Consider the following 25,024-nt stretch of genomic DNA (forward strand, 5'->3'; position numbering starts at 1 on the left):
ACGCCTTCCCGCCGGGGGTCGCCGAAGTCCCGGCTCGTGCCGTCGAGCATGGCGCTCCGGCGGCCCGTCGGCAGGAAGGCACGCAGTCCGGCCGCGGAATGCGCCTCCCATGGCGGACCCGCTGCCGCGGGCGGTCGAGCCGACGCTCCCGTGTGGGCCTGTCGCCGTCGGGTGTGACCTGTGCCGTGGCACACTCAGGTCCGTTCTGTCCAGGTTTGCTCCGGTCTACTCAGGTTCCCCACGGGAGGCCCCGTGTTCCGCAGCCCCGCTCTCGTACGCGGCGGAATCGCCGCCCTCGCCGCCGCCGGCCTGATCCTCGGCCTCACCGCGGGCACCACCCGGACAGCTCCCGGGCCGCGCGCCGGCCCGGCTGCCGCGGCCACCACGCCCACCCCGGTCTCCGCCGCGCCGGGCAGCGCGACGGTGCTGTCCGGGTACGCGATCCAGTCGACGGCCAAGGTCGCGGACCCGGCGGCCACCGTGGCCAGTCCCGGCTATCCGGCGGCCGGCTGGTACCCGGCGGGGCCGCGCTCCACCGTCCTCGCCGCACTGCTCGCCGCCGGCGCGTACCCGGATCCCTTCTACTCCACCCAGCAGAAGCAGATCCCGGCCGCGGACTTCACCGTTCCCTGGTGGTACCGCTCCGACTTCACGGTCACCGACACGACCGCCCGCACGTACCTGGACTTCAGCGGGGTGATCTCCGCCGCCGACGTCTTCGTCAACGGCCGCCAGATCGCCGCCGCGAGCATGGTCGCGGGCGCCTACACCCGGCACGAGCTCGATGTCACCGCCCTGATCAGGGCAGGTGCCAACACGGTCGCCTTCCGGATCCAGCCCAACAACCCGCGCAAACGGCTCACCATGGGCTGGCTCGACTGGCTGCAGCCGCCGCCCGACGAGAACATGGGCATCGTCCGCGACGTCACGGTGCGCCGCGGCGGGCCGGTCGCCCTGCGCGACGCGCACGTGGTGAGCGCCCTGGCCATGCCGTCGATGTCCTCGGCCGACCTGACCGTCAAGGCCCGGGTGCGCAACGACTCACCGGACACCGTCACCGCGACGGTGTCGGGCACCGCGGGCCCGGCCTCCGTCAGCCGCACCGTCACGCTGGCGCCCCACGAGACCCGGAGCATCGTCTTCTCCCCCGCCGACCAGCCGGCGCTGAGGCTGAGTCCGCCCCGCGTGTGGTGGCCGGCCGCGATGGGCGAGCAGCCGATGTACGGGTTCGAGCTGACCGCGACGGTGAACGGCACGGCCTCCGACACCGCTCACGGGTCCTTCGCCGTCCGTGACGTGCAGGCGCCGCTGAACGCCGACGGCGCCCGGCAGTACCGGATCAACGGCCGCCCGCTGCTGGTCAAGGGTGGCGGCTGGTCTCCGGACGAGTTCCTGCGCTGGGACCGGACCTACGTCGAGGACCGTCTCCGGTACGCCCTTGACCTGGGCCTGAACACCCTGCGCCTCGAAGGCCACATCGAGCCCGACGAGTTCTTCGACCTCGCCGACCGGTACGGGATCCTGACGCTGCCCGGCTGGGAGTGCTGCGACAAGTGGGAAGGGGAGGTCAACGGCACCGAGGCCGGGGAGCGGTGGGAGACGCCCGACTACGCCGTCGCCAAGGCCTCGATGGCCGCCGAAGCGGCCCGGCTCCGCCACCACCCCAGCGTGATCTCCTTCCTGATCGGCAGCGACTTCGCACCGAACGAGGAGATCGAGGAGATGTACGTCGACGCGCTGAAGGCCGCCGACTGGTCGACCCCGGTGGTCCCCGCGGCCTCCGACGCCTCCGCGCCGATCACCGGACGCTCCGGCATGAAGATGACCGGACCCTACGACTGGGTGCCGCCCGGCTACTGGTACGCCAAGCGGGAGGGCGGCGCGACCGGCTTCAACTCCGAGACCAGCGCCGGGCCCGACGTCCCGACCCTCGACACGCTGCGCCGCATGATGGCCCCGGCCGAGCTGGAGGCCCTGTGGAAGAACCCCTCCGCGGCCCAGTACCACCGCTCCCCCTCCCCCACCTTCGCGACGCTCAAGCTGTACAACGCCGCGCTGGCCGGCCGGTACGGTCCGCCGACCGGCCTCGAGGACTACGTGCGCAAGGCACAGCTCGCCCAGTACGAGAACGTGCGCGCCCAGTTCGAGGCGTACGCCCGCAACGCCAAGGACGCCTCACGGCCGTCGACCGGCGTCATCTACTGGATGTTCAACAGCGGCTGGACCTCGCTGCAATGGCAGCTGGTGGACCGGTATCTCGACCAGGGCGGGGCCTACTTCGGCGCCAAGAAGGCGAACGAGCCCCTGCACATCCAGTACGGGTACGACAACCGCGCGGTGACCGTGGTCAACCACCGGACCTCGGCGGCCGACGGGCTGACCGCGCGGGTCACGCTCTTCGGCACCGACGGCACCCAGCGGTACGACCGGACCGTCACCGGTGTGAGCGTCGCGGGCGACGGCTCGAGCAGCACCGCGCTGACGCTCCCCGCATCCGTCCCCGGACTCTCCGGCACCTACCTGGCCCGACTGCTCCTCACCGACGCCGGCGGGCGGGAGGTGAGCCGCAACGTCTACTGGCTCTCCACTAGGCAGGACGTGCTCGACTACGCGAAGAGCACCTGGTACCACACGCCCACCACGGCCTACGCCGACCTCACGGGGCTCGGCTCGATGCCGCAGGCGCCCCTCACCGCGACGGCGTCGACGACGGCGGACGGGGACGCGGGGACGTCCACGACGACGGTGACGGTACGCAACACGGGCACCGGGAACACCCCGGCCCTACTCACCGACGTCCACCTCGTGTCGGCGCAGGGCGCGCCCGTCCTGCCCGTCCGGTGGAGCGACAACCAGATCAGCCTCTGGCCGGGCGAAGCGGCGACGCTGACCGCGACCTACCGGACCGGGGACCTGCGCGGCTCCGCGCCGAAGCTGCGGATCTCCGGCTGGAACACACCCACGGTCACGATTCCCGCCGCGGGCATGCCGGCAGGCGCGGTGCCATAGCCGAGGGCAGCGGAGCGGGCCCGCCGCACGTGAAGTGCGGCGGGCCCGTCCGAAGCCGGGGCGTCCGGTCTAGGCGATTGGGGACAGGAGGCTGCTGCCCAGCCCCGCGGGGCCGGTCCCTCCCTCCTGCGCCGCGCTCCGACGCGGGGCGGGCTGCGTGCTGCCCGCGACGATCAGCGCGATCAGGACGGCCGCGGCTTCGCTCTGCAGGATCCGGGCGGCCTGTTGCAGCCGCCGGGGGTCGGTGGCCGGGATGGACAGGGCCACGCACTCCGCGTTCGGCCCCGCGGTGATCGGAACCGCGGCGCAGACCGTGCCCAGCGCGTACTCCTGGAGGTCGAGCAGGGGGGCGCTGGGCCGGCGGCTGTCGAGCTGGTGGAAGAGGGCTTGCGGGGTGCCGAGGGTGTGGGCGGTGAAGCGGGTGAGCCGGTGACGGGAGAGGTGGTCCTTTCGCTGGTCGTCGTCGAGCTGGGTGAGCAGGGCCTTTCCGACCGCGGAGGCATGGGCGGCGGCACGGAAGTCGACGTATTCCTCGACGAGCGGTGTGGCGGGTCCGTCGGCGTACTGCGTGATGGAGACCTCTCCGTCGGTGTAGCGGGCGACGTAGACGGCGGCTCCGACCGCGTCCCTCACCCAGGCGAGCGTCTCCTGCAGGTGTGCGCGGCCGTCCTCGCCCTGGGTGAGCCGCAGGGCGCTGCCGGCGATGTAGGCGTCGGGTCCGACGGGGGTGACCAGTGCGGCACGGATCAGCTGTTCCACGGCCCGGGCCAGCGCCAGTTGGGGCAGTCCCGTCTCGCGGGCGATCTGCGTCAGGCTCACGCCGCCCGCGTAGCGGTTGATGACCTCCAGGACGCGCAGGGCCTGGTGGACCGATTCCATCGCGGCCGGCGCGGGGCGTCGTCCGGGTGAGCTGCGGGCGGGCCTGGCCGGCGGGGGCTCCTTGAGCGCGTCGAGGGCCCAGGCGTGCGCCGCCTCATCGGTCAGGTGCAGGGGGTTGAGGCGGGCGTGCTGCGCTACGGCCGCCGCGACCTGCGGGCCGGGGAGCGGAACCTCTCCCAGGTCCGGGTCCTCGGACCAGACCCGTGCCGTGACGGCCCGGCTCAGCCGCGCGGGCAGCCGGTACGGGGGGCGTACGAAGCGGCCCCCGCCGGTGAGGGCGGTGAGGTCCTGGGTGGTGATGGGCGGCGAGGTCCAGATGATCGAGGCCCGCAGGGCTTCCTCGAGGGTCTCCGGGATCTCCGGCAGGGACGGCAGGTGCTCGTCCGGCGGGAGGGCCTGGGCCTGCCGCTTCCAGTGGCGGGCGGTCTTCACCTCGGCGCGGGCCAGGTGGTGGAGGTAGAGGCACCGGGCGGCGGTCTGTGAACCGGCGCCGGCCGCGTACTGGAACCAGAACTGCGCGCCGTCGTCGTCGTCCAGGTGCAGGAGGCAGCCGAACAGCAGTGCCGAGTCCGCTCCGTGGGGCCAGGAGTCGGCGCCCAGGGCGAGTTCCGCGAAGGACCGGCTCTCGGCAAGGACCCAGGCGATCTCGTCCAGGGTCCTGGCCGCCCGCACGTGACAGGTGGCGTCCAGTACGAGGTCGTCGGCTCCGGCCGACCTCGGCGCGAACGCGACGCCGCCCTCCGTGCCGATCGCCGCGCGGGCACGGTCGGCCACGATCCGCCGGGCGATCCGTCGCCGTGCCGCGCCCTCGTCGTAGCCGGCGTACTCCTCGACCAGGACCTCCGCTTCCTGCAGTGCCGCGTCCAAACCGTCCCAGGTCACAGGGTCGCGGTCGCGAGTCACATCGCTCACTGGTCCTTCTCCTCTCCAGGGACCCACTCCACCCCGAGTTTCCGGGACAGGTTCCGGCGCGCGCCTCGGATGTGCGAGCGCACGGTCGCGGAGGAGATGCCCATCATCCGGGCGACCGTGTCGTTGTCGTTGCCCAGCAGGAAGGCCAGCAGCACCACGTCGTACTGCCGCTCGGACAGGTCCGCGATCGCCGCGTACAGGCCGAGTTTCGACTCCAGCAGCTCCATCCGCTCCCGGGAGGCGCGGCGCAGCGCGGCGAACCACGCGGTCTCCACCATCGCCACCGACCGGGCCGAGACCGCGAGCCTGCGCTCGACGTGCTCGCGGAGCACCGCCCACGCGAACCCGTGCAGGCTCGCCTCCTTCAGGGCGTGCGGCCACACCTTCAGCAGGAAGGTGAACACGTCATCGACGACGTACTCCGCGTCCTTCCTGGATCCCAGCTGCAGATGGGCATAGCGCAGGTAGGCGCGATGCTGCTGGGAGTGGAAGGCGGTGTACTCCACGGGCAGGACACCAGCCAGCTCGCTGGAGACCGCCTGGTCTCCGGATGGGTCGAACTCGCCCTCACTCATGCACTCTCCCACGGCTGCTCGTAGCCGCCCGCCGGGACGGCAACACCCTGACCACGTCAAAAGCGAAAACACGGACCGCGGTAGCGGTTATCAGCACGAGGGCAACGACCTCGACGTTCACGTCTGCGCGAAACCTTCCCGATGGCATGTGTAGCGCGTCTGCCTACCCCCACATCCGGCAGCCGTGGAGCACCAAGCGCTCCTCATCACCACCGAATCGGAAAACACGCCCGATCGTGCAAGCCGGTCCCCGGAAACCTTTCGGAAATAGCGCATCCGCTCCCCCGCGCGCCCCCTGGCGCCCGCGCACGCCCCTCGGCCTTCCTTAGCGGGAGGTTAGATCTGGGTGGCGGACCTTGTACGGAGGCCACGGCGGCCGCATGCTCTGGGCACTTCCCCGCCTCCGGGGCATCTCCCCCGTCCCGTCCGGCACTTCCGTCTGGAGCCGCCATGTCCTCGTCCACCGTCATGCCCAAGCCGCCGCCACCCGCCGACGAGCGCAAGAAGCGCCGGCTCGCGCTGGTCGGCGGGTCGCTCGGCAATCTCGTCGAGTGGTACGACTGGTTCGTCTACGCCAGTTTCGCGATCTACTTCGCCGACTCCTTCTTCCCCGGCGACAATCCGACCACCCAGCTGATGAACACGGCGGGCATCTTCGCTGTCGGCTTCCTGATGCGGCCCGTCGGCGGATGGATCCTCGGCCGGGCCGCCGACCGGCACGGGCGCAAGAGCGCGCTCACCCTGACCGTCACCATGATGTCGGTGGCCGCCCTGCTGATCGCCGTGGCCCCGACCTACGGCCAGGCCGGATACTTCGGCGCTCTGGTGCTGCTGCTCGCGCGCCTGCTCCAGGGGATGAGCATCGGCGGCGAGTACGCGGCCAGCGCCACCTACCTCACCGAGGCGTCGGCCCGCAACCGGCGCGGCCTCGGTTCGTCCTTCCAGTACGTGTCGATGACGTGCGGGCAGCTCCTCGGCCTGGGCATCCTGATCACGCTGCAGCACACGCTCACCACGGCCCAGTTGGAGAGCTGGGGCTGGCGGATCCCGTTCGTCCTCGGGGCGTTGTTCGCGGTGGTGGTCTTCTGGCTGCGGCGGCGGCTGCAGGAGACCGACGCGTTCAAGGAGGAGGCGTCGGGCGAGGACGCCCACGACGACAGCACGCGCGGCACGCTGAAGGTCCTGTGGCAGCACCGGCGGCAGGCCGGACTGGTCATGGCGCTCACCCTGGGCGGCACCGTGGCGTACTACACGTACACCACGTACCTCACCAAGTACCTCGTCGGCAGCGCGGGCATGCCGAAGACCACCGCCACACTGGTCAGTTTCACGGCCCTGACCCTGTTCGCCGTGCTGCAGCCCTTCGCCGGGATGCTGTCCGACCGGATCGGCCGCCGCCCCCTGCTGATCACCTTCGCGGTGGGCTGCACGATCGGCACGTACCCGATCATGACCGCCCTGGGGTCGGCCTCCTCCTACTGGTCCGCGCTGGGCCTGTCGCTGCTGGCCCTGGTGATCGTCACCGGCTACACCTCGATCAACGCGGCGGTCAAGGCCGAGCTGTTCCCGACCCGGGTGCGCGCCCTGGGCGTGGCGCTGCCGTACGCGATCGCCAACGCGCTGTTCGGCGGCACGGCGGAGTACGTGGCGCTGTGGTTCAAGAGCAGCGGCCACGAGACCCTGTTCTTCTGGTACGTCTCCGGGTGCGCGCTGATCTCCCTCGTGACGTACGTGCTCATGCCGGACACCCGCAACGCCGCGCTCAGCCGTGCCGAGGCGCAGGCCGACGCCGAGGCAGAGGCCGACGGCGGCCCGGACCGGCCCGCGGCGGCTCCCGTAAGCTGCTGACCCCGGTCCCAGGTCGCGAGGGAACTGTCTATGCACGCGCTTCTCGTCGAGGACGACGACCGCATGGCCCAGGCCCTCGGCACCGCCCTCGCCCAGCGCGGGCACACCGTCCGCAGGGTGGGCCGCGCGATGGACGCCCTGCGGCACGTCCGCGAGGCCGACTTCGTCCTGCTCGATCTGGGCCTGCCCGATCTGGACGGGCTCGAGCTGCTGCGGCGGCTGCGCACCGTCTGCGACGCGCCGCTGATCGTGGTGACCGCGCGCTGCGAGGAGCGCGACATCGTGCAGGGCCTGCGGGCCGGCGCCGACGACTACGTGGTCAAGCCGTTCCGGATGGCCGAGCTGATGGCCCGGATCGACACCGTACGGCGCCGGACGGGCGCGCCGTCGGGCCGGTCGGAGGCGGACGGCGGGCCGGTCCGCGCAGGAGACGTCGAGGTCGATCCGGCGGGCCGTACGGTGACGGTTGCGGGGGCCGAAGTCCGGTTGACGCGCCGCGAGTTCGACGTGCTGGCCTTCCTGGCCGCCCGCCCTGACGAGGTGCATTCCCGGGAGGAGATCCTGGACCGGATCTGGGGTGACGCCTTCCTCGCCGCCTCCCGCTCGCTGGACGTCCACGTGGCGGGCATCCGCGCCAAGACGGGCCGCTCCGGCCTGGTGCGCACGGTCCGGGGGTTCGGCTACCAGCTCGGGTCCCCGGCCGCGCGGGACGGCGGCGACGACGGGCGCGACGGCACGCAGGACGGCGGGCGGTGAGGCGCAGGCTCCTCGCCGTGCTGATGGTGCTCATGGGGGCGGCGGCGCTGCTCCTCTGTGTCCCGCTGGCCGATGCCTACGCCCGGGGCAGGACCGAGCACCTGCTCCTGCAACGGCGTTCGGAGGCCGTGCGGTTCGCCGATCTCGCCGACCGGATGCGCACGGGCGCCGACCGGTCGGAGCTGTCCGCCGAGATCGGCCGGTACGCCCAGCTGTACGGAGCCCGGGTGGTCGTCGTCGACACGGCGGGAGCCACGGTCGCGCGGGCCGGAGCGGGGCCCGCCTGGGAGAGCGCCCACGATGCGGCGCAGGCCCGGCGCCGCGCCCTCACGGGCCGCTCCACGGACCGGCTGCCCACCGTTCGCCCGTGGGGCCCGCAAACCGTGGTGCTCGCCGAGCCGGTGGGCCGCGACGAGCGGGTGAGCGGGACGGTCCTGATGGCCGTACCCACCGACGCCGCACGGCTGGACGTGACGGTCCGCTGGTCCGTCATCGCCGCCGGGGCCGTCGCCGCCTTCGCGGCGGCGGCCCTGGTGGCCGCGGGGATCGCGCGCTGGCTGATGCGCCCGGTGCGCGATCTGGACCGGGCGGTGGAGGGGCTGGCCGCGGGCAGTCTCCAGGCACGGGCCGTCTCCGACACCGGCCCGCCGGAACTGCGCAGTCTGCGCCGGCACTTCAACATCATGGCGGAGGCCGTGGCCGACTCCATCGGCCGCCAGCGCGACTTCGTCGCCGACGCCTCCCACCAGCTGCGCAATCCGCTGGCCACGCTGGTACTGCAGCTGGAGAACGTCGAACCGCACCTCGCCCCCGGGCCCGGCCGGGCCGAGCACACCCGCGCCCTGGACGAGGCCGAGCGGCTGGAGGAGCTGCTCGACGGACTGCTGGCCCTGGCCAGGGTGGAGTCCGGCAGCGCGGAGCTGACGGACCAGGACGTGTCGCGTGCCGTACGGGAACGGGTGCGGGCCTGGGCTCCGGTGTTCCATGACGCCGGGCTCGAGTTGACGGCGACCGGCCTGCCGGACGATCTGCGGGCGCGCGCCCTGCCCGACGCGGCTGGCCGGATCCTGGACGCGCTCCTCGACAACGCCGTCAAGTTCGTGCCGTGCGGCGGCCGCGTCGAGGTGAGCGCCGCGCACGGCGCTGACGGGACGGCCGTCGTACGGGTCACCGATGACGGCCCGGGTGTGCCGGAGGACCAACTGCCTTTGCTGCTCAGGCGGTTCGCACGTGCCCCCGAGCACCAGAACGTGCGCGGCAGTGGACTGGGACTGGCCATCGCCGAGGAGACCGCCCGCATCAGCGGCGGCCGGCTCGGCGTCTGCGGCAACGCGCCGCACGGCCTGGTCGTCGAGTTCCGGCTCCCGTCCTGCGCGTGAGCGCTCAGCCGTACACCGAGCGGTAGTACGCGACCGCGCCCGGGTGGAGCGCGACGGCGCCGGTCGAGATCGCGAACCGGGGTTCCAGGCGCGCGCCCGCCGTCACCTCCCGGAGCAGGTCGCTCCACCGCTCGAAGACCACCCGGAGCAGTTCGCGCGTGGCGCTCGCGGGTACGTCGTCGCGGGCCAGGAGGTAGTTGCCGACTCCGATGGTGCCCACCGGCTCCGTGAGCCCGTACACCCCGGCCGGCAGCGTGACCGTCGTGTAGACGGGGCCGTGGCTCTGGCGCAGCGCGTCCACGTACCCGTCCAGCGGGAGGAACCTTAGCGGCAGTTCGCGCGCCAGGGCGGACAGCGCCGGTGTGGGCACGCCTCCGGACCAGAACAGCGCGTCGACCGCGCCCCCGCGCAGCGCCGCCGCCGACGCGGCGAGCCCGAGCTGCCGCTCGCCGGCCGGTGCGGAGCCGCCGTTCAGACCGGCCGCCCGCAGCACCCGCCCGGCCACCACCTGCACCCCTGACCCCGTCGCACCCACCGCGACCGGACGCCCGGCGAGATCCTGCACCGATCGCACCGGGCCGTCCGCCGGGACGAGGAGGTGCGTGTAGTTCACGTAGACCCGGGCCAGCGCCGTCACCGCGGCGGGGCGGGTGAACGGCCGGCGCCCCAGTACCGCGTCCTCGGCCGCGTCCGCCATGGCCAGCGCCAGCTCCACGGAGCCGTCGTCCAGCTTCCGCAGGTTGTCCACGCTCGCCGAGGTGCTCACCGGAACGATCTCCAGGCGGCGGCCGCCCGCAGCGACGGCCTGGGCCAGGGCCTGGCCGAAGGCGTTGTACGGACCGCCCTCCGGCCCCGTCGCGAGTCGCAGCCGCCGCAGCGGACCGGAGTTCCCCGAGCATCCGGCCAGCGCCGCCGCGACCGCGCCGAGTCCGCTGCCCATCAGCCGCCGGCGGCTCACCCCTGCACTGCCGTCGCGGTCACGGCTCGCGGTGCCGGTGGGGTTCATGTGCTCCATTGAACGGGACCGGGCCCTTCGGGTGGAAGGGCCCGATGCCGTCAGGGACCGTCGCGTTCGTCCGGGGCCGGGGGCTGCTCGTCGCCATCGGCTTCGTCGAGTTCTCGCATGCGGCGCTCGATGGCCTCCTTCAGGCTCTCGCCCTCCGGTGGCTCATCGGACGGGGCGGCCGGCTCCGACGCCTCGCGCGCTCCCCGGGCGATCCGTCGGCGGATCTCCTGCGCGCGCTCCTTGCGCTGCGACGCCTCGTCGTCACTCATCACTTCTTGAATGCGGACGCCGCGGGGTTCTCGGTCCGCAGCTGGTCGATCTCGGCGCGCAAGGCATCGGCCAGGGCGCTGGTGGACTCCTTGCCCTGGGCGATGAGAGCCTTCGCGGCGCTGTAGAGCCTGGAGTCCGGACCGCTGGAGGCGAGACGGCTGACCGTCTTCGTCTTGGCGTCGATGGCCTCGCGGATGCTGCGGCTTCCGGTCAGGCGCCCGAGGTTGCGGAACTTCGGTTGGCTGCCCTTGAACCAGGTCTGCTGCCACCACTCGCCCGATACCGGCTCGCGCCAGCTGATGTAGCCGCCGCGCAGGACCTGCCTGGGTGCCTTGATGTGGCCGCCGAAGCTGTACCGGACCCCCTCGACGGTGACCGGATCGTAGAACCTCTGGGTAAAGAAGTCGGACACGAGCATGCCGTTGACGGTGTAGCCGAACTCGGCGGCCTCCGAGGGGTCGGCCACCTCCACGAGGAACTCGACCCTGCCCTGGTCCGGGTGCGGAGACGGGCCGGCCACCAGCTGGTCCCCGAACGGGTCGACGAGCATCTCCAGCATCTCGTGACTGGCCGTCAGCGACCAGCTGGTGCCGAACTCGATCAGGGAGTACGGCTGTCCGTTCTGGTCCGTGTGATATCCCGCCGCGCCGGGAACGTCGTCGACCACGATCAGCGGCCAGTACCCGACGGGAACGTCGTCCAGGCTGTCGAAGGCGTCCACGGTCGCTTCGACCTGCCAGAGCGGGCCGAAGTCCCGGCTTGCCTGTTTCTGCAGAGCGGCGGCCACCCGGGTCAGTTGTGAGGGGGTGATCCGGGCGTTCTGGGTCTCGGATACGAGGGCGAGCTGCCTGAGCAACATGTGCGTGGCTGACCTTTCGCTGCGGAAACGAGCAGGTGCCGAACGCCTCGAGGTTCACCACGGGACAGCCTGATCATGCACGTGTGCATCCAGATGCGTGTGGATGCCAGTCGGACGGTGGATGAGACTCAGCCGCGGGGGTGGTCCTCGCCTCCCGGTTGCACGCCCTCCCCCCGTTCCCAGATCAGCCGGACGGTGAAGTTCCCCTCCGCCGCCGTCTTGGCGATGATCGCGCCCGCCTCGGCGTTGATCTTCACTCCGAGTTCGACCTCGACCGTGTTCGGCGGACTGGGCATGGTGGTCATCCGGTCCAGCAGCACGGCGGCGGCCGCCCGCACCTGATCGAAGCTCTCGGCCAGCGAGCGCGCGGCCGTACCCGCGATCTCCCCGGGCCGGGCGGCCCGTACGATCCCGGAGCTGCCGGGCGGGACCTCCACCACCACCCGATCGGCCTCGCCGTCGCCCTCGCCGTCCAGCGGCACCCAGATGAGCTGCGCGTTGTCAGCCACGCGTTCGGTTCCTTCCCTCGCACAGAGGCCCCCGGTCGGCACCGGGCGGCACGTTCTCGTTCACCTCGGGCGGCAGCGTCTCGTCGCCGAGGATCCGGCACAGCCGTGTCATCCACCCGGCCGCCTCGTCGGCGGACGGCGCCTTCACCGGCTGCGCGCCGGGGGCCGGCAGCCGGCCGACTGCGTCGCCGTCGCCGGGTCTGACCACGGCGACCACGCCCATCGAGTCCAGGACCACGGAAGGCCCGTCGGCCGGTCCGGTCAGGTCCAGGCCCGACCAGGCCTGTCCTTGGCCGATCGTGCGGACGGGACCGTCGCCCGGTGTGGTCGCGAGCGGCGAGCCCTCGCCCGCCAGGTAGTACGCCAGCGGCTTCGCCCCGCCGGAACCCAGCGAGATCCCGCTGACCGGAACCGGCTGTGTGCTGCGTTCCTCGTGCAGGAGCCTGCCGTCGCCCAGGTCGTGAACGGCGATGCGGTGGGAGACCGGCGACTCCGGGTTCCCGGTCGCGGCGTCCGTCTCGACGAGCGCCAGCCGGGTGAGGTCCGGGCTCACGTCCATCGACACCTGCTTGTTCGTGGTGCTCTGCCAGCGCATCACCTCCCGGCCGGCCGGCGCGGCGCCCGTCAGGTCCCAGGACTTCACCACCATGGTCGTGTCCGCCAACGAGGCGCTCTGGCTGGCCACGGTGAGCAGCCGGTCGCCCCCGGCCGTCAGCCAGAGCTGCTCGACGGCCTCCGGAAGTCCCGGCATGACCTTCTTGATCCGCCCGTCGGCCGCGTTCCAGAGCACGAGCCGGCCGCCCTGTCCGAACAGGCCGGTCTGCCCGAGCAGCACGGTGGACCCCGGGTCGAAGGCGAGACGGGCGTACTGGGTCGGCAGTTGCAGTTCCAGTCCGGGGATCTCGGGGAGCGCGGGCATCTCCAGTCCGGGGATCTCGGGGCCCGTGTCGATGTCCTTGGGGAACGGGTCTCCGCCCCGGGGGGCTTCGAGGTCCAGGATCCGGCCGGTCTCGACGGTGAGCAGCCGGGCGGCCGTCCGCTGCGGATCGGGTGGCTGCGTGAAGTCCGTGGAGAGTCCCATCGAGTCGGCCAGTGCCACCATCGTGCCGTCCCGGCTGACCGCCGTGACGTCCCCCGTGCGCTGCGTGTCCATGCGGTGGAGACCCGAGCCGTCCGTACGCAGGACCACGAGCTTGCCCTCGCCGGTCCGCGCGGCCACGACCTTCGCCTCGCCGTCGGCGACGGTCTCGGCAGGAAGGCGCAGCGGTTCGACCACGGCGGCGGTGGCGCTCTTGTACCGGGGTGCGAGCAGGTCGGCGAAGCCGTACCGGGCGTACATCTCGCCGAGCCGCTCCCGCGTGCGCGGGGTGTCCTGGGTCCGGTAGGCGCGCAGGGCGAGCAGCAGCGAGGTGTACGACATGCCGAAGTCGCCGGGGTTTCCGGCCATTTCGGCGTCGCGGGACTGCTGGACCAGCACGGCCGATGCCTTCGCGGCCGCCTCCTGGCTGATGTCGTTGCGCCAGGCCCAGCTGCCGAGCCCCGCCAGCAGGGCGAGGACGACGCCCACGGCGGTGAGCCCGGTCAGGCGCCGCCGGGCACCCTTGCCGCTCGCCTCGATGAACGCCTCTTCGGCGGGGCGCAGTTCGCCCGCGCGGTCGGCCCTCCAGCGGCGGGCGTCGCGGAGGTCCGGTCCGCGCAGCAGCCGCCGCCCGGGCCGGTCGCCGGCGGACCACAAGGCGATCCGGCGGCGCAGCCCTTCCTGCCACAGGCGGAAGTCCCGGTCTTCGGCGACGTACGTGCGCAGTCGGTCCCAGTGGGTCAGCAGCGTCTCGTGGGCCAGCTCGACGGTCTCCTCGGGGGGACCGGAGTCCGGCCGGTAGTCCTCGCCGGGGACGAGCAGGCGGGTGGTCATCAGCCGCTGGGCCAGCCGCCACTGCTCGGAACGGAGTTCGGAGCGGGCCAGGGTGCGGCGGGTGGGGGCGACGCCGTCGTCGCCGGGGTGGACGAGCTGGACCAGCAGGGCGCGGGCCGCCCGCTGCTCGGTCTCCGTGAGGGCGCCGGTCCACACCTGCTCGGCGTGGGTGACCAGTGCGTCGTGGACCCGCCCGAGGGACTCGTACGCGGTGTGGCCGATGCGTCCGTGCCGCTGGCGTTCCCACAGTTTGGTCAGGGTGAACTCGAGCAGCGGCAGCCGGCCGGGGTCGCTGCCGACGTCGCCGAGGATCCGGTCGGCCAGCCCGGGATCGTAGGTGACGCCCGTGCCCGTGAGCGGCAGCTCCACCGCGGCCCGCAGTTCGGCGTCGGACATCGCGCCCACCGTGAAGAGCCGTTCGCCGGCGAACAGCGGGGCGAGGCCGGGATGGGCGAGGGCGGGGGTGAGGAAGTCGGCGCGCAGGCTGGTGACGAGCCGCATCCGGGAGCCGGGCTGCAGGCAGTACGCCAACGCGGCCGCCAGCGCGTCCAGTTCGGCGGGGGCGGCGGCTCCGGTGCCGGTGAGGGCTTCCTCGAACTGGTCGGCGACCACGAGCAGCCGCTCCTTGCCCTGCCGGGCGAGCAGCCGTTCCACCACCGCGGGGAGCTGCCCGTCCTGTAACAGCCTTGCAAGGGCTGGGAGTTCGGCGAGCCGGGCGGTCTCCGTCAGATCGGGCTCCAGCCGGGGCAGCAGGGCGAGCGCGAGCGCGTCCAGCGGGGCGCGGCCGAGCCGGCCGGGGCGGAAGACGACGATCTCCAGCTCGGTCCGTTCGCGCAGCCTGGGCAGCACGCCGGCGTACAGGAGGGAGGACTTGCCGCAGCCCGACGGTCCGACGAGGCTGGTCGCGGGGGCGTGGGCGAGCAGGCCGGCGATCCGGTCGGCGGGTTCGGCGCGGCCGTGGAAGAGGCCGGCGTCCTGCTCCCCGAAGGGCTCCAGGGCGCGGAAGGGACAGGCGGGCAGCGCGCTCGCGGCCAGCGCCGACCAGCTCTCGCGCAGCGTCCGGACGGGGATCAGGTAGGCGGTTCGTACGTCCTCCCGCGTGTCGGCGGCGACCACCATGCCGACGACGCCGCCCTCGGCGACGTCCCACACCGGCGCCCCGGAGAAGCCCTGCTCGACCCGGTGCTCGCTGGCGGGGTCCGTGTCGTACTGGAGCCAGCCGGCGCCGGTCGCGCCGCGCAGCCAGCCGACGCTCCAGGCGCCGTCGTCGTAGCTCTGCGGGAAGCCGAAGGCGCGCACCCGGCGGTCGGGGCCGGCCGCGTCCTCGACGAGGCGGGCGACGGGGGCCTTCGCGGGCGGATCGGCGAGGAGTTCCAGGACGGCGATGTCACCGGAGCCGTCGGGCCGGACCGGTGTCCAGGCACCGACCCGCGCGGGCACCCTGGCGCCGCGCTCGGCGAGCGGGAAGTCGATCCATAATCGGCCTCCGGGCGGTTCCTGGGTGTCCGGCGGCAGACCGAGCGCCGTGGCGACCACGTGCGCGCAGGTGATGACCTCGCGCTGCCCGGCGCGGAACCCGGCGCCCTCGGGTCTTCCGCCGGCGCTCAGGATCCGTGCAACCGAGGCATCACTGGGCGCTGCGCTTCCCGGTTCCATGGTGTCCACCCCCGTGCACCGATCCCTGTGGAGCCGCCGAGCATATCCGGGTGTCTGCCGATGTCCAGGGGTGATTCCGGACGTGTGCGGCGCCCGGCGCCCCGGCGCGGCTATCCGCCCTTCGCCTCCACGCCGTCCTCGTCCTGCGGCGGCCATCCGGACGCCTTCCCCGGCGCGAGCCGCTCCACCACCTCGGCGAGGTCCTGGCACGCCTGCTCGATCCGCGCGCGGATGATGTTCTGCTCGGTGACGAGCGCCGACAGCAGCAGCGAGGTCAGCGCCGCGCAGCCGTTGAGCGCCTGGAGGTTGGCCATGGCCTCGACGAGCGTGTGGTGGTCGAAGGGGCCGTCCTGGTCGATCGCCGCCGCGTTCGCCATGGCGGACACGAACAGCATGCACGGCGCGCTGCCCTCCAGCTGGAAGCGCAGGGCCGCCCAGATGAGGAGCGGGAAGACGAGGAAGAGCAGCGCCAGGCCGCTGCTGGTCGCCAGGAGGGTGACGGCGAAGGCCGAGACCAGCAGGGCGGCCGCCTCCGCCCACCGGTAGGCGTCCGAGGGAAGGCGGGCCATGCGCAGGACCAGGAGCAGCGGCGTGATGACGAGTACGCCCATGGCGTCGCCCGCCCACCAGGTCCACCACACGATCCAGAATCCGCTGTTGGGCATGCTGCCGGTGAGGAGGAGCAGCCAGGCTCCGATGGTGGCACTGATCAGCATCGGGACCAGGCCGCCCAGGAAGACCAGCGCCACGCCGTCCCGGAGCCGGTCCAGGGTGACGCGGAAGCCGACGCGCCGGAGCATCAGGAAGGCGCACACGGGAGCGAGGGTGTTGCCAGCGGCGATCCCGAAGCCGACGAGGTCGATCGAGCCGCTGATCGACTGGATGACGAGGCAGGCGCCGAGTGCGATGCCCGGCCAGACGCGCAGACCCTGCCACAGCAGGCAGGCCAGGGCGATGCCCGTGGGCGGCCACAGGGGTGTGACGACCGCGCCCTGGATCACCACCTGCTGGAACAGTCCGATGCGCCCGCCCGCGAAGTAGGCGGCGGCGACGACCAGGATCCGGAGCACCGTCAGGCCCAGACGTCGGAAACCCTCGGTGCGCATCGCATCATCAGACAACAGCCGCGCCCGCCGACGGAGCATGACACGCGCTACGCCTCCGCATCATCCGGTTCCGCCCAGGACGGGCTCGTGGCGCAGCACGAGCACTGCGGCGTCGTCCTCGTGGCCGGTGTCGTCGGCGACCCGCATCACCTCGGCGGCGAGCTCGCCGGGGTCCGCGCCCGCCTTCGCCCGGACCACCTCGGCCACGCGCCGCAGACCGGCGTCGATCGGGAAGGACGGGCCTTCGACGACCCCGTCGGTGACCAGGACGAACGAGCCCGCCTCCGCGAGGCGGCGGCGCGTCACGGGGTACTGCGAGCCCGGCAGCATGCCCAGGGGCAGGCCGCCTTCGTCCTCCACGATGCCGTGCTCGCCGTCGGTCGTCGCCCAGACCCCGGGCACGTGGCCGGCGCGAGCGCTCTGGATCTCCCAGGTGACGGGATCGAAGCGGAGGAAGGTGCAGGTGGCGAAGAGGTCGCAGTCCACGGAGAGCAGGAGGTCATTGGCCCGGCTGAGCACCTCGCCCGGGTCGGCGGCGGAGGCGGCGACGGCGCGTACGGCGATGCGGACCTGTCCCATGAAGGCGGCAGCCTCGACGTCGTGGCCCTCCACGTCGCCTATGGAGAAGCCCAGAGCGCCCTCGGGGAGCTGGAAGCCGTCGTACCAGTCACCGCCTATGCTCAGGCCGTGACGGGCCGGTGCGTAGCGCGCCGCGGCGCGCAGGCCCGGCACACCGGGGAGGGACGCCGGGAGGATCTCCCGCTGCAGTGCTTCGGCCAGCTCCACCCGGGCCCGCTGGAGCTCGGCCCCCTCCCGGGCCTGGGCCGTGAGCCGTCCGAGCCGGGTCAGCAAGTCGTCCGCGGTCGCCGACCGCGTGGACCGATGGGGGCTCATGGACGACTCCTGGACCGCTCCGACGTACGTCCGCTTCCGTTTCTGACACAAATGACCAGATTCATCATAGTGCGGCGAATGGCTGACCACATCCTGAGCGCGGGCGCCTCAGGGGTGGCCCACCTCGTTGGCCGCGTTCGACGACGCGCCCGACGACACACCCGACGACGGGGTCACCCGGTCACCGTCCACTTCTGGTTGGCGGCTCCCGTGCAGGTCCAGATCTGCAGCCGGGTGCCGTTGGCCGAGCTGTTGCCCGTGGCGTCGAGGCACTTGCCGGCCCGCGGGTTGACGATGTCGCGGGCCGCGGGGACGGCCCACTGCTGGGCGGCGGTCCCGTTGCAGTCGTAGAGCTGGACCGGCGTACCGTCCGCGGTGCCGCCCGAGGCCACGTCCAGGCACTTGCCCAGGGCGCGGATCGTTCCGTCCGAGCCGGCGGTCCATTGCTGCGCGGGGGTCGCGTTGCAGTCGTAGAGCTGTACGGGTGTGCCGTTCGCACTGTTGGCGCCGGCCACGTCGACGCACTTGGCGCCGATGCCGGTGATCGGACCGCCGCCGCCCGGCTGACCGCCGCCGGTGGTGACGCGGACGTGGTCGACCACGAGTCGGGCGGGGAAGGCCGTGCTGCCGTCGGGGTCTCCGGGCCAGTAGCCGCCGACCGCGAGGTTGAGGATCAGGAAGAAGGGCTTGTCGAAGACCCACTGCCGTCCGCCGAGGTCGGCGGGGGTGCGCCGTTGGTAGACGGTGCCGTCGACCGACCAGGTGATCGCGTTCGGGCTCCAGTCGACGGCGAAGGTGTGGAAGGCGTCGGCGAACGCCTGGCCGCCGGGCAGGCTGTACCCGGCTCCTATCCCGCCGGAGCCGGAGTATCCGGGGCCGTGCAGCGTGCCGTGGACCGTGGACGGCTCGAAGCCCACGTTCTCCATGACGTCGATCTCACCCGAGGCGGGCCATCCGACCTGGCCGATGTCGTTTCCCAGCATCCAGAAGGCCGGCCACATGCCCTGCCCGCGCGGGACCTTCATCCGGGCTTCGACGCGTCCGTACGTCGTGGTGAACCGGCCGGCCGTGTTCAGCCGGGCGGAGGTGTACTCACACCGTCCGTACCAGCACTGGTAGTCGGCCGGATTCTCCCGGCGGGCGGTGATGACCAGATGGCCCTGGCCGTCGAGGGCGGCGTTGCGGCTGCCCGCGGTGTAGAACTGCCGCTCGTGGTTGTCGACGTTGTCACCGGTCTCGATCTGCCACTTCCCTCCGTCGACGGCCGCGCCCGCGGGCCCGTCGAACTCGTCGGAGAACGTGACGACTTCGGCCGGCGCCGCCACGACGGCGGCCGGCGCGGCGACATCCGCCGCGGGCACGCCCTGAGCCAGTCCGGTGGACAGCGACGCGAGGGCGAGGAGTGAGGCGGCGGACAGCAGCAGACGCCTGCGTAAGCGCGGGGAGTTCATGGCTCTCCCTTCCGGGAGTGTGGGGGAAGGCCGGACTGAAGGTCATGACCATGCCAGGCCCTTAGCTCACTACGTGATTTAAGAAGTGAACGAATTCCCTGTCAAGGGCTTGGCCTAGACCACATAACTCCTCTGTCCAGCATGTGAGTTACCGCAGGCAAGACGTGGAACTGGACCGTCACGCTCAGGTACCTTCCATCACGTCACCGCCACACCCGGGGCACAGGGCCCCATGGGACTCGCGGCGACCAAAGGAACCGACGTCTGTTGACGACAGCCACAGAAGTCTTCACGGTCCGGCCCTACACCCCGCACTGCCAGGTGATTCACACCGAAGGCGACCATGCGGTGATAGGCATCTCACCCGGAAACAGCTATTTCTCCGCGCAGCGCGTCGCGGATCTGGCGCAGTGGGGCATGCGCAACTTCCGGCAGGTCGACCTCATCTACACCGACCTGCACGTGGCCGAGATGTACGAGGCCCTCGGGTATCCCCCGGACGAGGCGCGGCGCAAGGCGGTCAAGAACCTGCGCGGGGTGCGCGCGAAGGTGAACAACGCCGCGGCCGAGGCCGATCCCACGGGCACCCGCCTACGGGCCCGCCCCATGTCGGCCCTCACCGACATCCCGGCCTACCGAAGGCTGCACGCCCACCTGAACACCCTCCTCGACACCGACCCGGAGTTCCGCGAGACCTGCAACGCCCTGGTCGACGCGTTCCTCTCCTCCAAGGTGCTCGGCGGGGAGACCGCCACGCTCCGCCAGCGCGAGGTCTGCCTCGAGTACGTCTGCGCCGAGGCCCCGCTCTTCCTGGACACCCCGGCCATTCTCGACGTGCCCTCGTCCCTCAACTGCTACCACCAGCTCCTGCCGATGGCCGAGCTGCTGTACTCCCGCGGTTCGGGCCTGCGTGCCTCGCGCAATCAGGGCCACGCCGTCATCACCCCCGCCGAAGGACACCCCGATGCCCACTGACACACTCCTCGACTTCCCGTTCTCCGCGCGCGGCGACCAGCTTCCCCACGAGATCGAGCAGCTCCGCAGCGAGCCGGTCAAGCGGGTCCGTACGATCGCCGGGGACGAAGCCTGGCTCGTCTCGTCCTACTCCCTGTGCAAGCAGGTCCTCGAGGACCCGCGGTTCAGCCTCAAGGACACCTCGGCTCCCGGCGTACCGCGCCAGTACGCCCTGACGATCCCGCCCGAGGTCGTCAACAACATGGGCAACATCACCGGCGCCGGGCTGCGCAAGGCCGTGCTCAAGGCCATCAACCCCAAGACCGACGGCCTCACCGACTGGATGCGGGAGCAGGCCGGCACCCTCGTCGACAGCCTGCTGACCACGGGCGCGCCGGTCGATCTGCGCGGCCAGTTCACCAGTCCGTACGCCGAGCAGCTCCACTGCCGCATCCTGGGCATCCCCGGGGAGGACGCCCCGCGCCTGGCGGCGAGCCTCGACATCGCGTTCATGAACTCGGCCTGCCCCGTCACCGGAGCCAAGCTCAACTGGGACCGGGACATGGCCTACATGGTGGAGCGCCTCGACGACCCCGCCGTCACGGGCCTGATGGCCGAGCTCGCGGCCCTGCGCAAGGACCCCGACTACGCCCACCTGACGGACGAGATGCTCGCCACGGTCGGAGTCACCCTCTTCGGCGCCGGCGTCATCTCCACCATGGGCTTCCTCACCATGGCCCTGGTCTCGCTCATCCAGCACCCCGAGGTGTGGCAGCAGATCCGCCAGGACCCCTCCACGATCCCCGCGGCGGTCGACGAGCTCCTGCGCATCAACCTCTCCATCGCGGACGGCCTGCCCCGCCTCGCCCTCGAGGACCTCACCCTCGGGGACGTCGAGGTGAAGAAGGGCGAACTCCTCCTCGTCCTGGTCGAGGCCGCCAACACCGACCCGGACGTGTACCCCGACCCGCACACCGTCGACATCGGGCGGCCGAACGCGGGTACGCACCTCTCCTTCGGCGGCGGCCAGCACTACTGCCCGGCCACCGCCCTCGGCAAGCGGCACACCGAGATCGCCCTGGAGGTGCTCGTCGAGAAGATGCCGGGTCTGCAGCTCGCCGTGCCGGTCGACCAGCTCGTGTGGCGCACCCGCTTCATGAAGCGCCTGCCGGAGCGACTGCCCGTGCTCTGGTAGCGGTCCTGCGGTCGGCGGCGCGGGCACCCGTGACCAGGGTTCCCGCGCCGCCCTGCCCCGCGAGCAGCACGGCCCACGGCGTCCGAGGCGCTGTCCGCCCGCGGCAGCAGGGTCAGGCCGACAGCCGGATCGGGTTGGTCAGCGCCACCGGAGGACCGGGCAGCGGCGGGGCCGGGGCGGGGTGGCGGGCTTCGGCGCGGACGTAGGAGGTGCGGGACGGGGTGGTGCGCCATTCCAGGCGCGTGGCCGCGGGGGCGGTGAGCACCACGCCCTGGTCGGTGACCAGCCGCAGGTCGTAGGAGCCCGGTCCGGCCACGGTCAGCCGGACGAGGACCTCCTCCGTGTCGGCCGTGGCCCGGATCCGGTCGCCGATGCCCGCGTGGGCGCCCCGGGCGGTGACCGCGTCGAAGGTCACCGACACGGCCGAGGACTCGGCCGCGTAGCTGTGGCCGGCGCGCAGACCGGCCAGGATCGCCTCGCGGGACAGGTCCTCGGCCAGCACCACCGTCTGCGGGCTGCCCACCCGGTCGGGGTCGCGGTGGTAGTCGCTGCTCGCGAGGACCGGAAGCCACGGCCCGCGGCCGGCGGTGAGGGTGGCGTCCCAGGCGGCGAGGGCGACTTCGTCGTCCGGCGTCCAGGGGCCGTTCCACACCTCGACGGCGTCGGCCTCGCCGAAGCCGAACTTCCAGGCGCAGCCTATGCAGGTGGCGTGCGGGTGGGCGGGCACGACCAGCCCGCCGGCCTGGCGTATCTGCTGGGCGAAACGGCCGAAGCGCTGGTCGCGGGCCCGGTAGCGCCAGTCGGTGAAGGTGCCGGGTGTGGTGCCGACGGCGACGACGTGGCCGGTACGGGTGGTGATCTCCTCCCCGGTGAGGACGAGCAGCGCGGGTTCCGCCACGGCGGCCGGGCCCCAGGCCGCGTGCGCCGCGTGGGTGTTGTGCTCGGAGGAGTTGATGAAGTCCAGCCCCGCCGCGCGGGCGAGGGCGGCGAGTTCGGCCGGGGTGCGCCGGCCGTCGGAGTGCACGGAGTGCACGTGGCAGTCGCCCCGGTACCAGGCCCGGCCCCGGCCCCGGGCCCGCTGCGGCGGATAGGCGGGGACGGCGGGCTCGCCCTGCTCGCCGTAGGTGAAGGTGGCGGTGATCTCGTAGGCGAGGCCCTCGGGTGCCACCGTGTACGGTCCGAGCGCCACGTGCCAGCGGCCGGGCTCGACGGGGCCGGGCAGGTAGCCGGGGGTGGCGGCGTCGGCCCGCAGGAAGAACTCGCTGCGGGCGCCGCCCGACCAGCCGCGGAAGCCGCGGCCGCCGAGGCCCGTGCCGCGCTGGTCGAAGATGCCGATGTCGAGCGCGTTGCCCGGGGCTCCCGGGGGCACCGGGGGTTTGGCGTAGGTGTAGGAGATGCGCAACTCGGCGGTCTCGGGCGGGACTTCCAGGGGAAGGTACACCCAGTCCGGGGCGCCGGGTGCGATGGTCCCGCGCAGGGTACGGGTGGCCGTGTCCCGGCCGGTGGGGGTGAGCGGGCCGATGGCCGCGGTCACGCCGGATGCCAGTAGTTCTCGTCTACTGAGAGCCATACGGCGACGGTGGCAGCCCGGGGTGAACCGGGAGTGAACGCGGGCAAGCCCTGACACGCCCTCATCGGGCCCGTCGCCCGGCGCCCGGTACGGGTTCGGGGGCGGGCCGCCTCGAGGCGATCACCGTGCTGGCGGCGAGGAGGATCACGGCGCAGACCACGGCCCGCCACGGCGAGGTCTCCCCCTCCAGCGCCGGGGACACCCGGCGCTGCGGGTCGTAGGCGACCCGGACCTCCTCGCCGACGGCGGCGACGGCCCGGTCGTCTGCGAACGCGTCGGGGTAGCCGCCGGGGCAGTCCAACTCGAGCCGGTAGACGGTCTTCTGAGGGGGTGCCCCCTCGCCGAAGGATTCCTGGAGCCTGGTGTGGACCTCGCGCACCACACAGGTGGCGGACTCGGCGCGCGCTGCCGTCTGATCCGCGGCCGCCACGGTGACCAGCAGTCCCACGGCCAGCAGGAGCCCGCCGAAGAGACCGCCGCTACCACCGACGATGAGGCCGTACGCCGCGCAGGCGCCGACCAGCAGGGCCATTCCGCCGGCCACGGCGACGGCGGCCGGCGGCGAGGCGGGGCCCGCGTAACACCAGTGGGCCCAGCCGTACACGGCCGCCGCGGCAACGGCGGGCAGGCCCGCGGCGGGCCGCCATCCCCGTGGTTCCGTCCCCTGCATGAACACCACCCCCGCACAGGGACGCCCGCCGCCCCGCGTCCGGTTTCCGCGCGGGTCGGGACACCGGGATCAGGCGTCGCCGCGGAGCCGGTCGCGCTGGAGCTGGTGGGCGAGGGCCCGGCGCACCGAGGCCGGTGCGGCGCCGGGAGTGGCCGCGGCTGCCGCCTTCGGCGGGACGTCCAGGGCGCGGCTGATCTCGTCGTACGCGCTCCGGTAGCCGGCGGGCAGCCGGGCCCGGTGCTCTCGCAAGTCCACTTCGAGGTGGCGTCGCAGGTCGTCGACGGTCCGGGGCGTGAACCGCTTCCGGCCCCGGGCGAGGGCGTCGACGGCGCGCGAGCAGTGCGCGGTGTCGTGGAGCGCCTCGGAGACCTCCTCGGCGAGGCCCCACAGCCGCCCTTCGAGCCACGGAGTGTCGTACTGGTCGAGGGCGAGGTCGAGCGGCGGCAGCGGCTCGTCCGTCTTGTACTTCGTGACCTGTTTGGACACGGCGGGCTGGCTCATGTCGGTGAGCCGGGCGATCTTGTCCTGGGTCCAGCCGAAGCCGAGGAACACCTTGATCATTTCGGTGCGCAGCTTCCGCATCTCCTCGCCCGCGCGGATGACCTCGTTCATGCCGACGAGCATCCGAGCAGCCTGTTCCTCGGTCAGGGTCTCGGGGGTCCCGGGTTCACGCTCTCCACCTGCCATAACCACGTTATACACCACCGAGGGGAGCACCATAACCGGGTTGTATAACCTGGTTATCACTGACAGGATCCGCATCATGCACACCTTCTCCGCACCCGACGGCACCCTGCTCGCCTACCGCACCCACGGAAGCGGCGACCCCGTGGTCTGCCTCCCCGGCGGCCCCGCGGACTCCGCCTACCTCGGCGACCTCGGCGGCCTCTCCGCGCACCGCCGGCTGATCGTTCCCGACCTGCGCGGCACCGGCCGGTCGGCACGTCCCGAGGACCCCTCCAGCTACCGCTGCGACCGCCTCGTCGACGACGTCGAGGCCCTGCGCACACACCTGGGGCTCCCCGCGATGGACCTGCTCGCCCACTCCGCCGGGGCGAACCTCGCGGTGCAGTACGCGGCCCGGTTCCCGCACCGAGTGAGCCGACTCGCGCTGATCGCTCCCGGCACCCGGGCCGTCGGCATCGAGATCACCGGTGAGGCGCGCCGCGCGCTCGCCCGACTCCGCTCGGACCAGCCGTGGTTCCCGGATGCGTTCGCCGCGCTGGAGGCGATCAGCGCGGGCACGGGCAGCGACTGGGACGCCATCGCCCCCTTCTTCTGCGGCCGTTGGGACGACCGCGCGCGCCGGCACCACGCGGCCGGCCAGCCCGTCAACATGGAGGCCGTCGCCCTCTTCGCGGCCGAGGGGGCCTTCGACCCGCAGACCACGCGCACCGCACTCGCCGCGTTCGCGGCCCCCGTCCTGCTGCTCGCCGGGGAGTTCGACCTGAACAGCCCGCCCGGGTCGACGGCCGAGTTCGCCGGGCTCTTCCCCAACTCCTCGTTGGCCGTACAGCCGGGAGCCGGCCACTACCCCTGGATCGACGACGCCGACCGGTTCACGGCGACCGCGGCGGCCTTCCTCGGCTAGTGCTGTGACCGGGGCCGGACTCC

The 25,024-nt window shown here is 72.6% G+C and carries 19 protein-coding genes and 1 pseudogene; 7 read left to right on the forward strand and 13 right to left on the reverse strand.

Annotation, left to right across the window (positions count from 1 at the left end; all coding sequences use genetic code 11):
• Positions 1–252: 252 nt before the first annotated feature.
• Positions 253–3,009, forward strand: a complete 2,757-nt coding sequence (locus ACIPUC_RS02625; RefSeq protein WP_446586351.1) for a glycoside hydrolase family 2 protein — start codon at positions 253–255, stop codon at positions 3,007–3,009.
• A gap of 168 nt (positions 3,010–3,177) precedes the next feature.
• Here ACIPUC_RS02625 and ACIPUC_RS02630 read toward each other — a convergent pair.
• A pseudogene (locus ACIPUC_RS02630) lies at positions 3,178–3,888 on the reverse strand (IclR family transcriptional regulator); the annotation flags it as partial.
• Between the two features lie 908 nt (positions 3,889–4,796).
• Complete coding sequence (locus tag ACIPUC_RS02635; RefSeq protein WP_446586352.1) at positions 4,797–5,375, reverse strand: RNA polymerase sigma factor; 579 nt, start codon at positions 5,373–5,375, stop codon at positions 4,797–4,799.
• A 468-nt stretch (positions 5,376–5,843) separates the two neighbouring features.
• Between ACIPUC_RS02635 and ACIPUC_RS02640 the strand changes: the two genes are divergently transcribed.
• The 3 genes from ACIPUC_RS02640 to ACIPUC_RS02650 are packed head-to-tail and all read left to right on the forward strand — an operon-like array spanning position 5,844 to position 9,358.
• Entirely contained in the window at positions 5,844–7,223 is a 1,380-nt protein-coding gene (locus ACIPUC_RS02640; RefSeq protein WP_446586765.1) for an MFS transporter, read from the forward strand.
• A gap of 30 nt (positions 7,224–7,253) precedes the next feature.
• Positions 7,254–7,979, forward strand: a complete 726-nt coding sequence (locus tag ACIPUC_RS02645) for a response regulator transcription factor (protein WP_446586353.1) — start codon at positions 7,254–7,256, stop codon at positions 7,977–7,979.
• Positions 7,976–9,358, forward strand: a complete 1,383-nt coding sequence (locus ACIPUC_RS02650; protein ID WP_446586354.1) for an ATP-binding protein — start codon at positions 7,976–7,978, stop codon at positions 9,356–9,358. Before ACIPUC_RS02645 ends, ACIPUC_RS02650 begins: the two co-directional genes overlap by 4 nt.
• A 4-nt stretch (positions 9,359–9,362) precedes the next feature.
• Here the strand turns inward: ACIPUC_RS02650 and ACIPUC_RS02655 are convergent, their stop codons facing one another.
• The 8 genes from ACIPUC_RS02655 to ACIPUC_RS02690 all read right to left on the reverse strand — a co-directional run bounded on the left by ACIPUC_RS02655 (position 9,363) and on the right by ACIPUC_RS02690 (position 19,021).
• Positions 9,363–10,364 carry a TAXI family TRAP transporter solute-binding subunit gene (locus ACIPUC_RS02655; RefSeq protein WP_446586355.1) on the reverse strand — a complete coding sequence of 334 codons (1,002 nt, stop codon included), beginning with the start codon at positions 10,362–10,364 and terminating at the stop codon, positions 9,363–9,365.
• Positions 10,365–10,414: 50 nt separating this feature from the next.
• Positions 10,415–10,633, reverse strand: a complete 219-nt coding sequence (locus tag ACIPUC_RS02660) for a hypothetical protein (RefSeq protein WP_446586356.1) — start codon at positions 10,631–10,633, stop codon at positions 10,415–10,417.
• Positions 10,633–11,493 (reverse strand): hypothetical protein, encoded by an 861-nt coding sequence (locus tag ACIPUC_RS02665; protein ID WP_446586357.1) that lies wholly within the window; start codon positions 11,491–11,493, stop codon positions 10,633–10,635. Before ACIPUC_RS02665 ends, ACIPUC_RS02660 begins: the two co-directional genes overlap by 1 nt.
• 128 nt (positions 11,494–11,621) lie before the next feature.
• Positions 11,622–12,002 carry a CU044_2847 family protein gene (locus ACIPUC_RS02670; RefSeq protein WP_446586358.1) on the reverse strand — a complete coding sequence of 127 codons (381 nt, stop codon included), beginning with the start codon at positions 12,000–12,002 and terminating at the stop codon, positions 11,622–11,624.
• A complete protein-coding gene (locus ACIPUC_RS02675) occupies positions 11,995–15,570 on the reverse strand; it encodes an nSTAND1 domain-containing NTPase (protein WP_446586359.1) in 3,576 nt (1,191 codons plus the stop codon). The genes ACIPUC_RS02670 and ACIPUC_RS02675 overlap by 8 nt, the downstream gene beginning before the upstream one ends.
• A 110-nt stretch (positions 15,571–15,680) precedes the next feature.
• A complete protein-coding gene (locus ACIPUC_RS02680) occupies positions 15,681–16,676 on the reverse strand; it encodes an MASE1 domain-containing protein (RefSeq protein WP_446586360.1) in 996 nt (331 codons plus the stop codon).
• Positions 16,677–16,736: 60 nt separating this feature from the next.
• A complete protein-coding gene (locus tag ACIPUC_RS02685) occupies positions 16,737–17,570 on the reverse strand; it encodes a PP2C family protein-serine/threonine phosphatase (RefSeq protein ID WP_446586361.1) in 834 nt (277 codons plus the stop codon).
• Between the two features lie 173 nt (positions 17,571–17,743).
• Complete coding sequence (locus ACIPUC_RS02690; protein WP_446586362.1) at positions 17,744–19,021, reverse strand: ricin-type beta-trefoil lectin domain protein; 1,278 nt, start codon at positions 19,019–19,021, stop codon at positions 17,744–17,746.
• A 267-nt stretch (positions 19,022–19,288) separates the two neighbouring features.
• Between ACIPUC_RS02690 and ACIPUC_RS02695 the strand changes: the two genes are divergently transcribed.
• Together ACIPUC_RS02695 and ACIPUC_RS02700 are read left to right on the forward strand one after the other, a co-directional pair.
• On the forward strand, positions 19,289–19,996 hold the full coding sequence (locus ACIPUC_RS02695; protein ID WP_446586363.1) for a tRNA-dependent cyclodipeptide synthase: 708 nt from the start codon (positions 19,289–19,291) through the stop codon (positions 19,994–19,996).
• Positions 19,986–21,170, forward strand: a complete 1,185-nt coding sequence (locus ACIPUC_RS02700) for a cytochrome P450 (RefSeq protein WP_446586364.1) — start codon at positions 19,986–19,988, stop codon at positions 21,168–21,170. The genes ACIPUC_RS02695 and ACIPUC_RS02700 overlap by 11 nt, the downstream gene beginning before the upstream one ends.
• 112 nt (positions 21,171–21,282) lie before the next feature.
• On the opposite strand, the gene ACIPUC_RS02705 is transcribed toward ACIPUC_RS02700, so the two are convergent.
• The 3 genes from ACIPUC_RS02705 to ACIPUC_RS02715 form a co-directional block, all read right to left on the reverse strand.
• The gene (locus ACIPUC_RS02705) at positions 21,283–22,740 is read right to left on the reverse strand and encodes a CehA/McbA family metallohydrolase (protein ID WP_446586365.1); all 1,458 of its coding nucleotides are present in this window, start codon (positions 22,738–22,740) and stop codon (positions 21,283–21,285) included.
• Positions 22,741–22,801: 61 nt separating this feature from the next.
• A complete protein-coding gene (locus ACIPUC_RS02710; protein WP_446586366.1) occupies positions 22,802–23,410 on the reverse strand; it encodes a hypothetical protein in 609 nt (202 codons plus the stop codon).
• 69 nt (positions 23,411–23,479) lie between these two features.
• Entirely contained in the window at positions 23,480–24,097 is a 618-nt protein-coding gene (locus ACIPUC_RS02715; protein WP_446586367.1) for a sigma-70 family RNA polymerase sigma factor, read from the reverse strand.
• A 76-nt stretch (positions 24,098–24,173) separates the two neighbouring features.
• Between ACIPUC_RS02715 and ACIPUC_RS02720 the strand changes: the two genes are divergently transcribed.
• Entirely contained in the window at positions 24,174–25,001 is an 828-nt protein-coding gene (locus ACIPUC_RS02720; protein WP_446586368.1) for an alpha/beta fold hydrolase, read from the forward strand.
• The last annotated feature ends 23 nt before the right edge of the window (positions 25,002–25,024 follow it).

The sequence above is a fragment of the Streptomyces sp. LARHCF249 genome (assembly GCF_052871255.1).

What these genes read in the sequence shown, in the direction of transcription:
- ACIPUC_RS02690 (WP_446586362.1), bottom strand. Translation starts at nt 19,021, where the DNA reads ATGAACTCCCCGCGCTTACGCAGGCGTCTGCTGCTGTCCGCCGCCTCA.
- ACIPUC_RS02680 (WP_446586360.1), bottom strand. Translation starts at nt 16,676, where the DNA reads ATGCGCACCGAGGGTTTCCGACGTCTGGGCCTGACGGTGCTCCGGATC.
- ACIPUC_RS02655 (WP_446586355.1), bottom strand. Translation starts at nt 10,364, where the DNA reads ATGAACCCCACCGGCACCGCGAGCCGTGACCGCGACGGCAGTGCAGGG.
- ACIPUC_RS02705 (WP_446586365.1), bottom strand. Translation starts at nt 22,740, where the DNA reads ATGGCTCTCAGTAGACGAGAACTACTGGCATCCGGCGTGACCGCGGCC.
- ACIPUC_RS02675 (WP_446586359.1), bottom strand. Translation starts at nt 15,570, where the DNA reads ATGGAACCGGGAAGCGCAGCGCCCAGTGATGCCTCGGTTGCACGGATC.
- ACIPUC_RS02640 (WP_446586765.1), top strand. Translation starts at nt 5,844, where the DNA reads ATGCCCAAGCCGCCGCCACCCGCCGACGAGCGCAAGAAGCGCCGGCTC.
- ACIPUC_RS02635 (WP_446586352.1), bottom strand. Translation starts at nt 5,375, where the DNA reads ATGAGTGAGGGCGAGTTCGACCCATCCGGAGACCAGGCGGTCTCCAGC.
- ACIPUC_RS02685 (WP_446586361.1), bottom strand. Translation starts at nt 17,570, where the DNA reads ATGAGCCCCCATCGGTCCACGCGGTCGGCGACCGCGGACGACTTGCTG.
- ACIPUC_RS02720 (WP_446586368.1), top strand. Translation starts at nt 24,174, where the DNA reads ATGCACACCTTCTCCGCACCCGACGGCACCCTGCTCGCCTACCGCACC.
- ACIPUC_RS02660 (WP_446586356.1), bottom strand. Translation starts at nt 10,633, where the DNA reads ATGAGTGACGACGAGGCGTCGCAGCGCAAGGAGCGCGCGCAGGAGATC.
- ACIPUC_RS02715 (WP_446586367.1), bottom strand. Translation starts at nt 24,097, where the DNA reads ATGGCAGGTGGAGAGCGTGAACCCGGGACCCCCGAGACCCTGACCGAG.
- ACIPUC_RS02710 (WP_446586366.1), bottom strand. Translation starts at nt 23,410, where the DNA reads ATGCAGGGGACGGAACCACGGGGATGGCGGCCCGCCGCGGGCCTGCCC.
- ACIPUC_RS02645 (WP_446586353.1), top strand. Translation starts at nt 7,254, where the DNA reads ATGCACGCGCTTCTCGTCGAGGACGACGACCGCATGGCCCAGGCCCTC.
- ACIPUC_RS02665 (WP_446586357.1), bottom strand. Translation starts at nt 11,493, where the DNA reads ATGTTGCTCAGGCAGCTCGCCCTCGTATCCGAGACCCAGAACGCCCGG.
- ACIPUC_RS02700 (WP_446586364.1), top strand. Translation starts at nt 19,986, where the DNA reads ATGCCCACTGACACACTCCTCGACTTCCCGTTCTCCGCGCGCGGCGAC.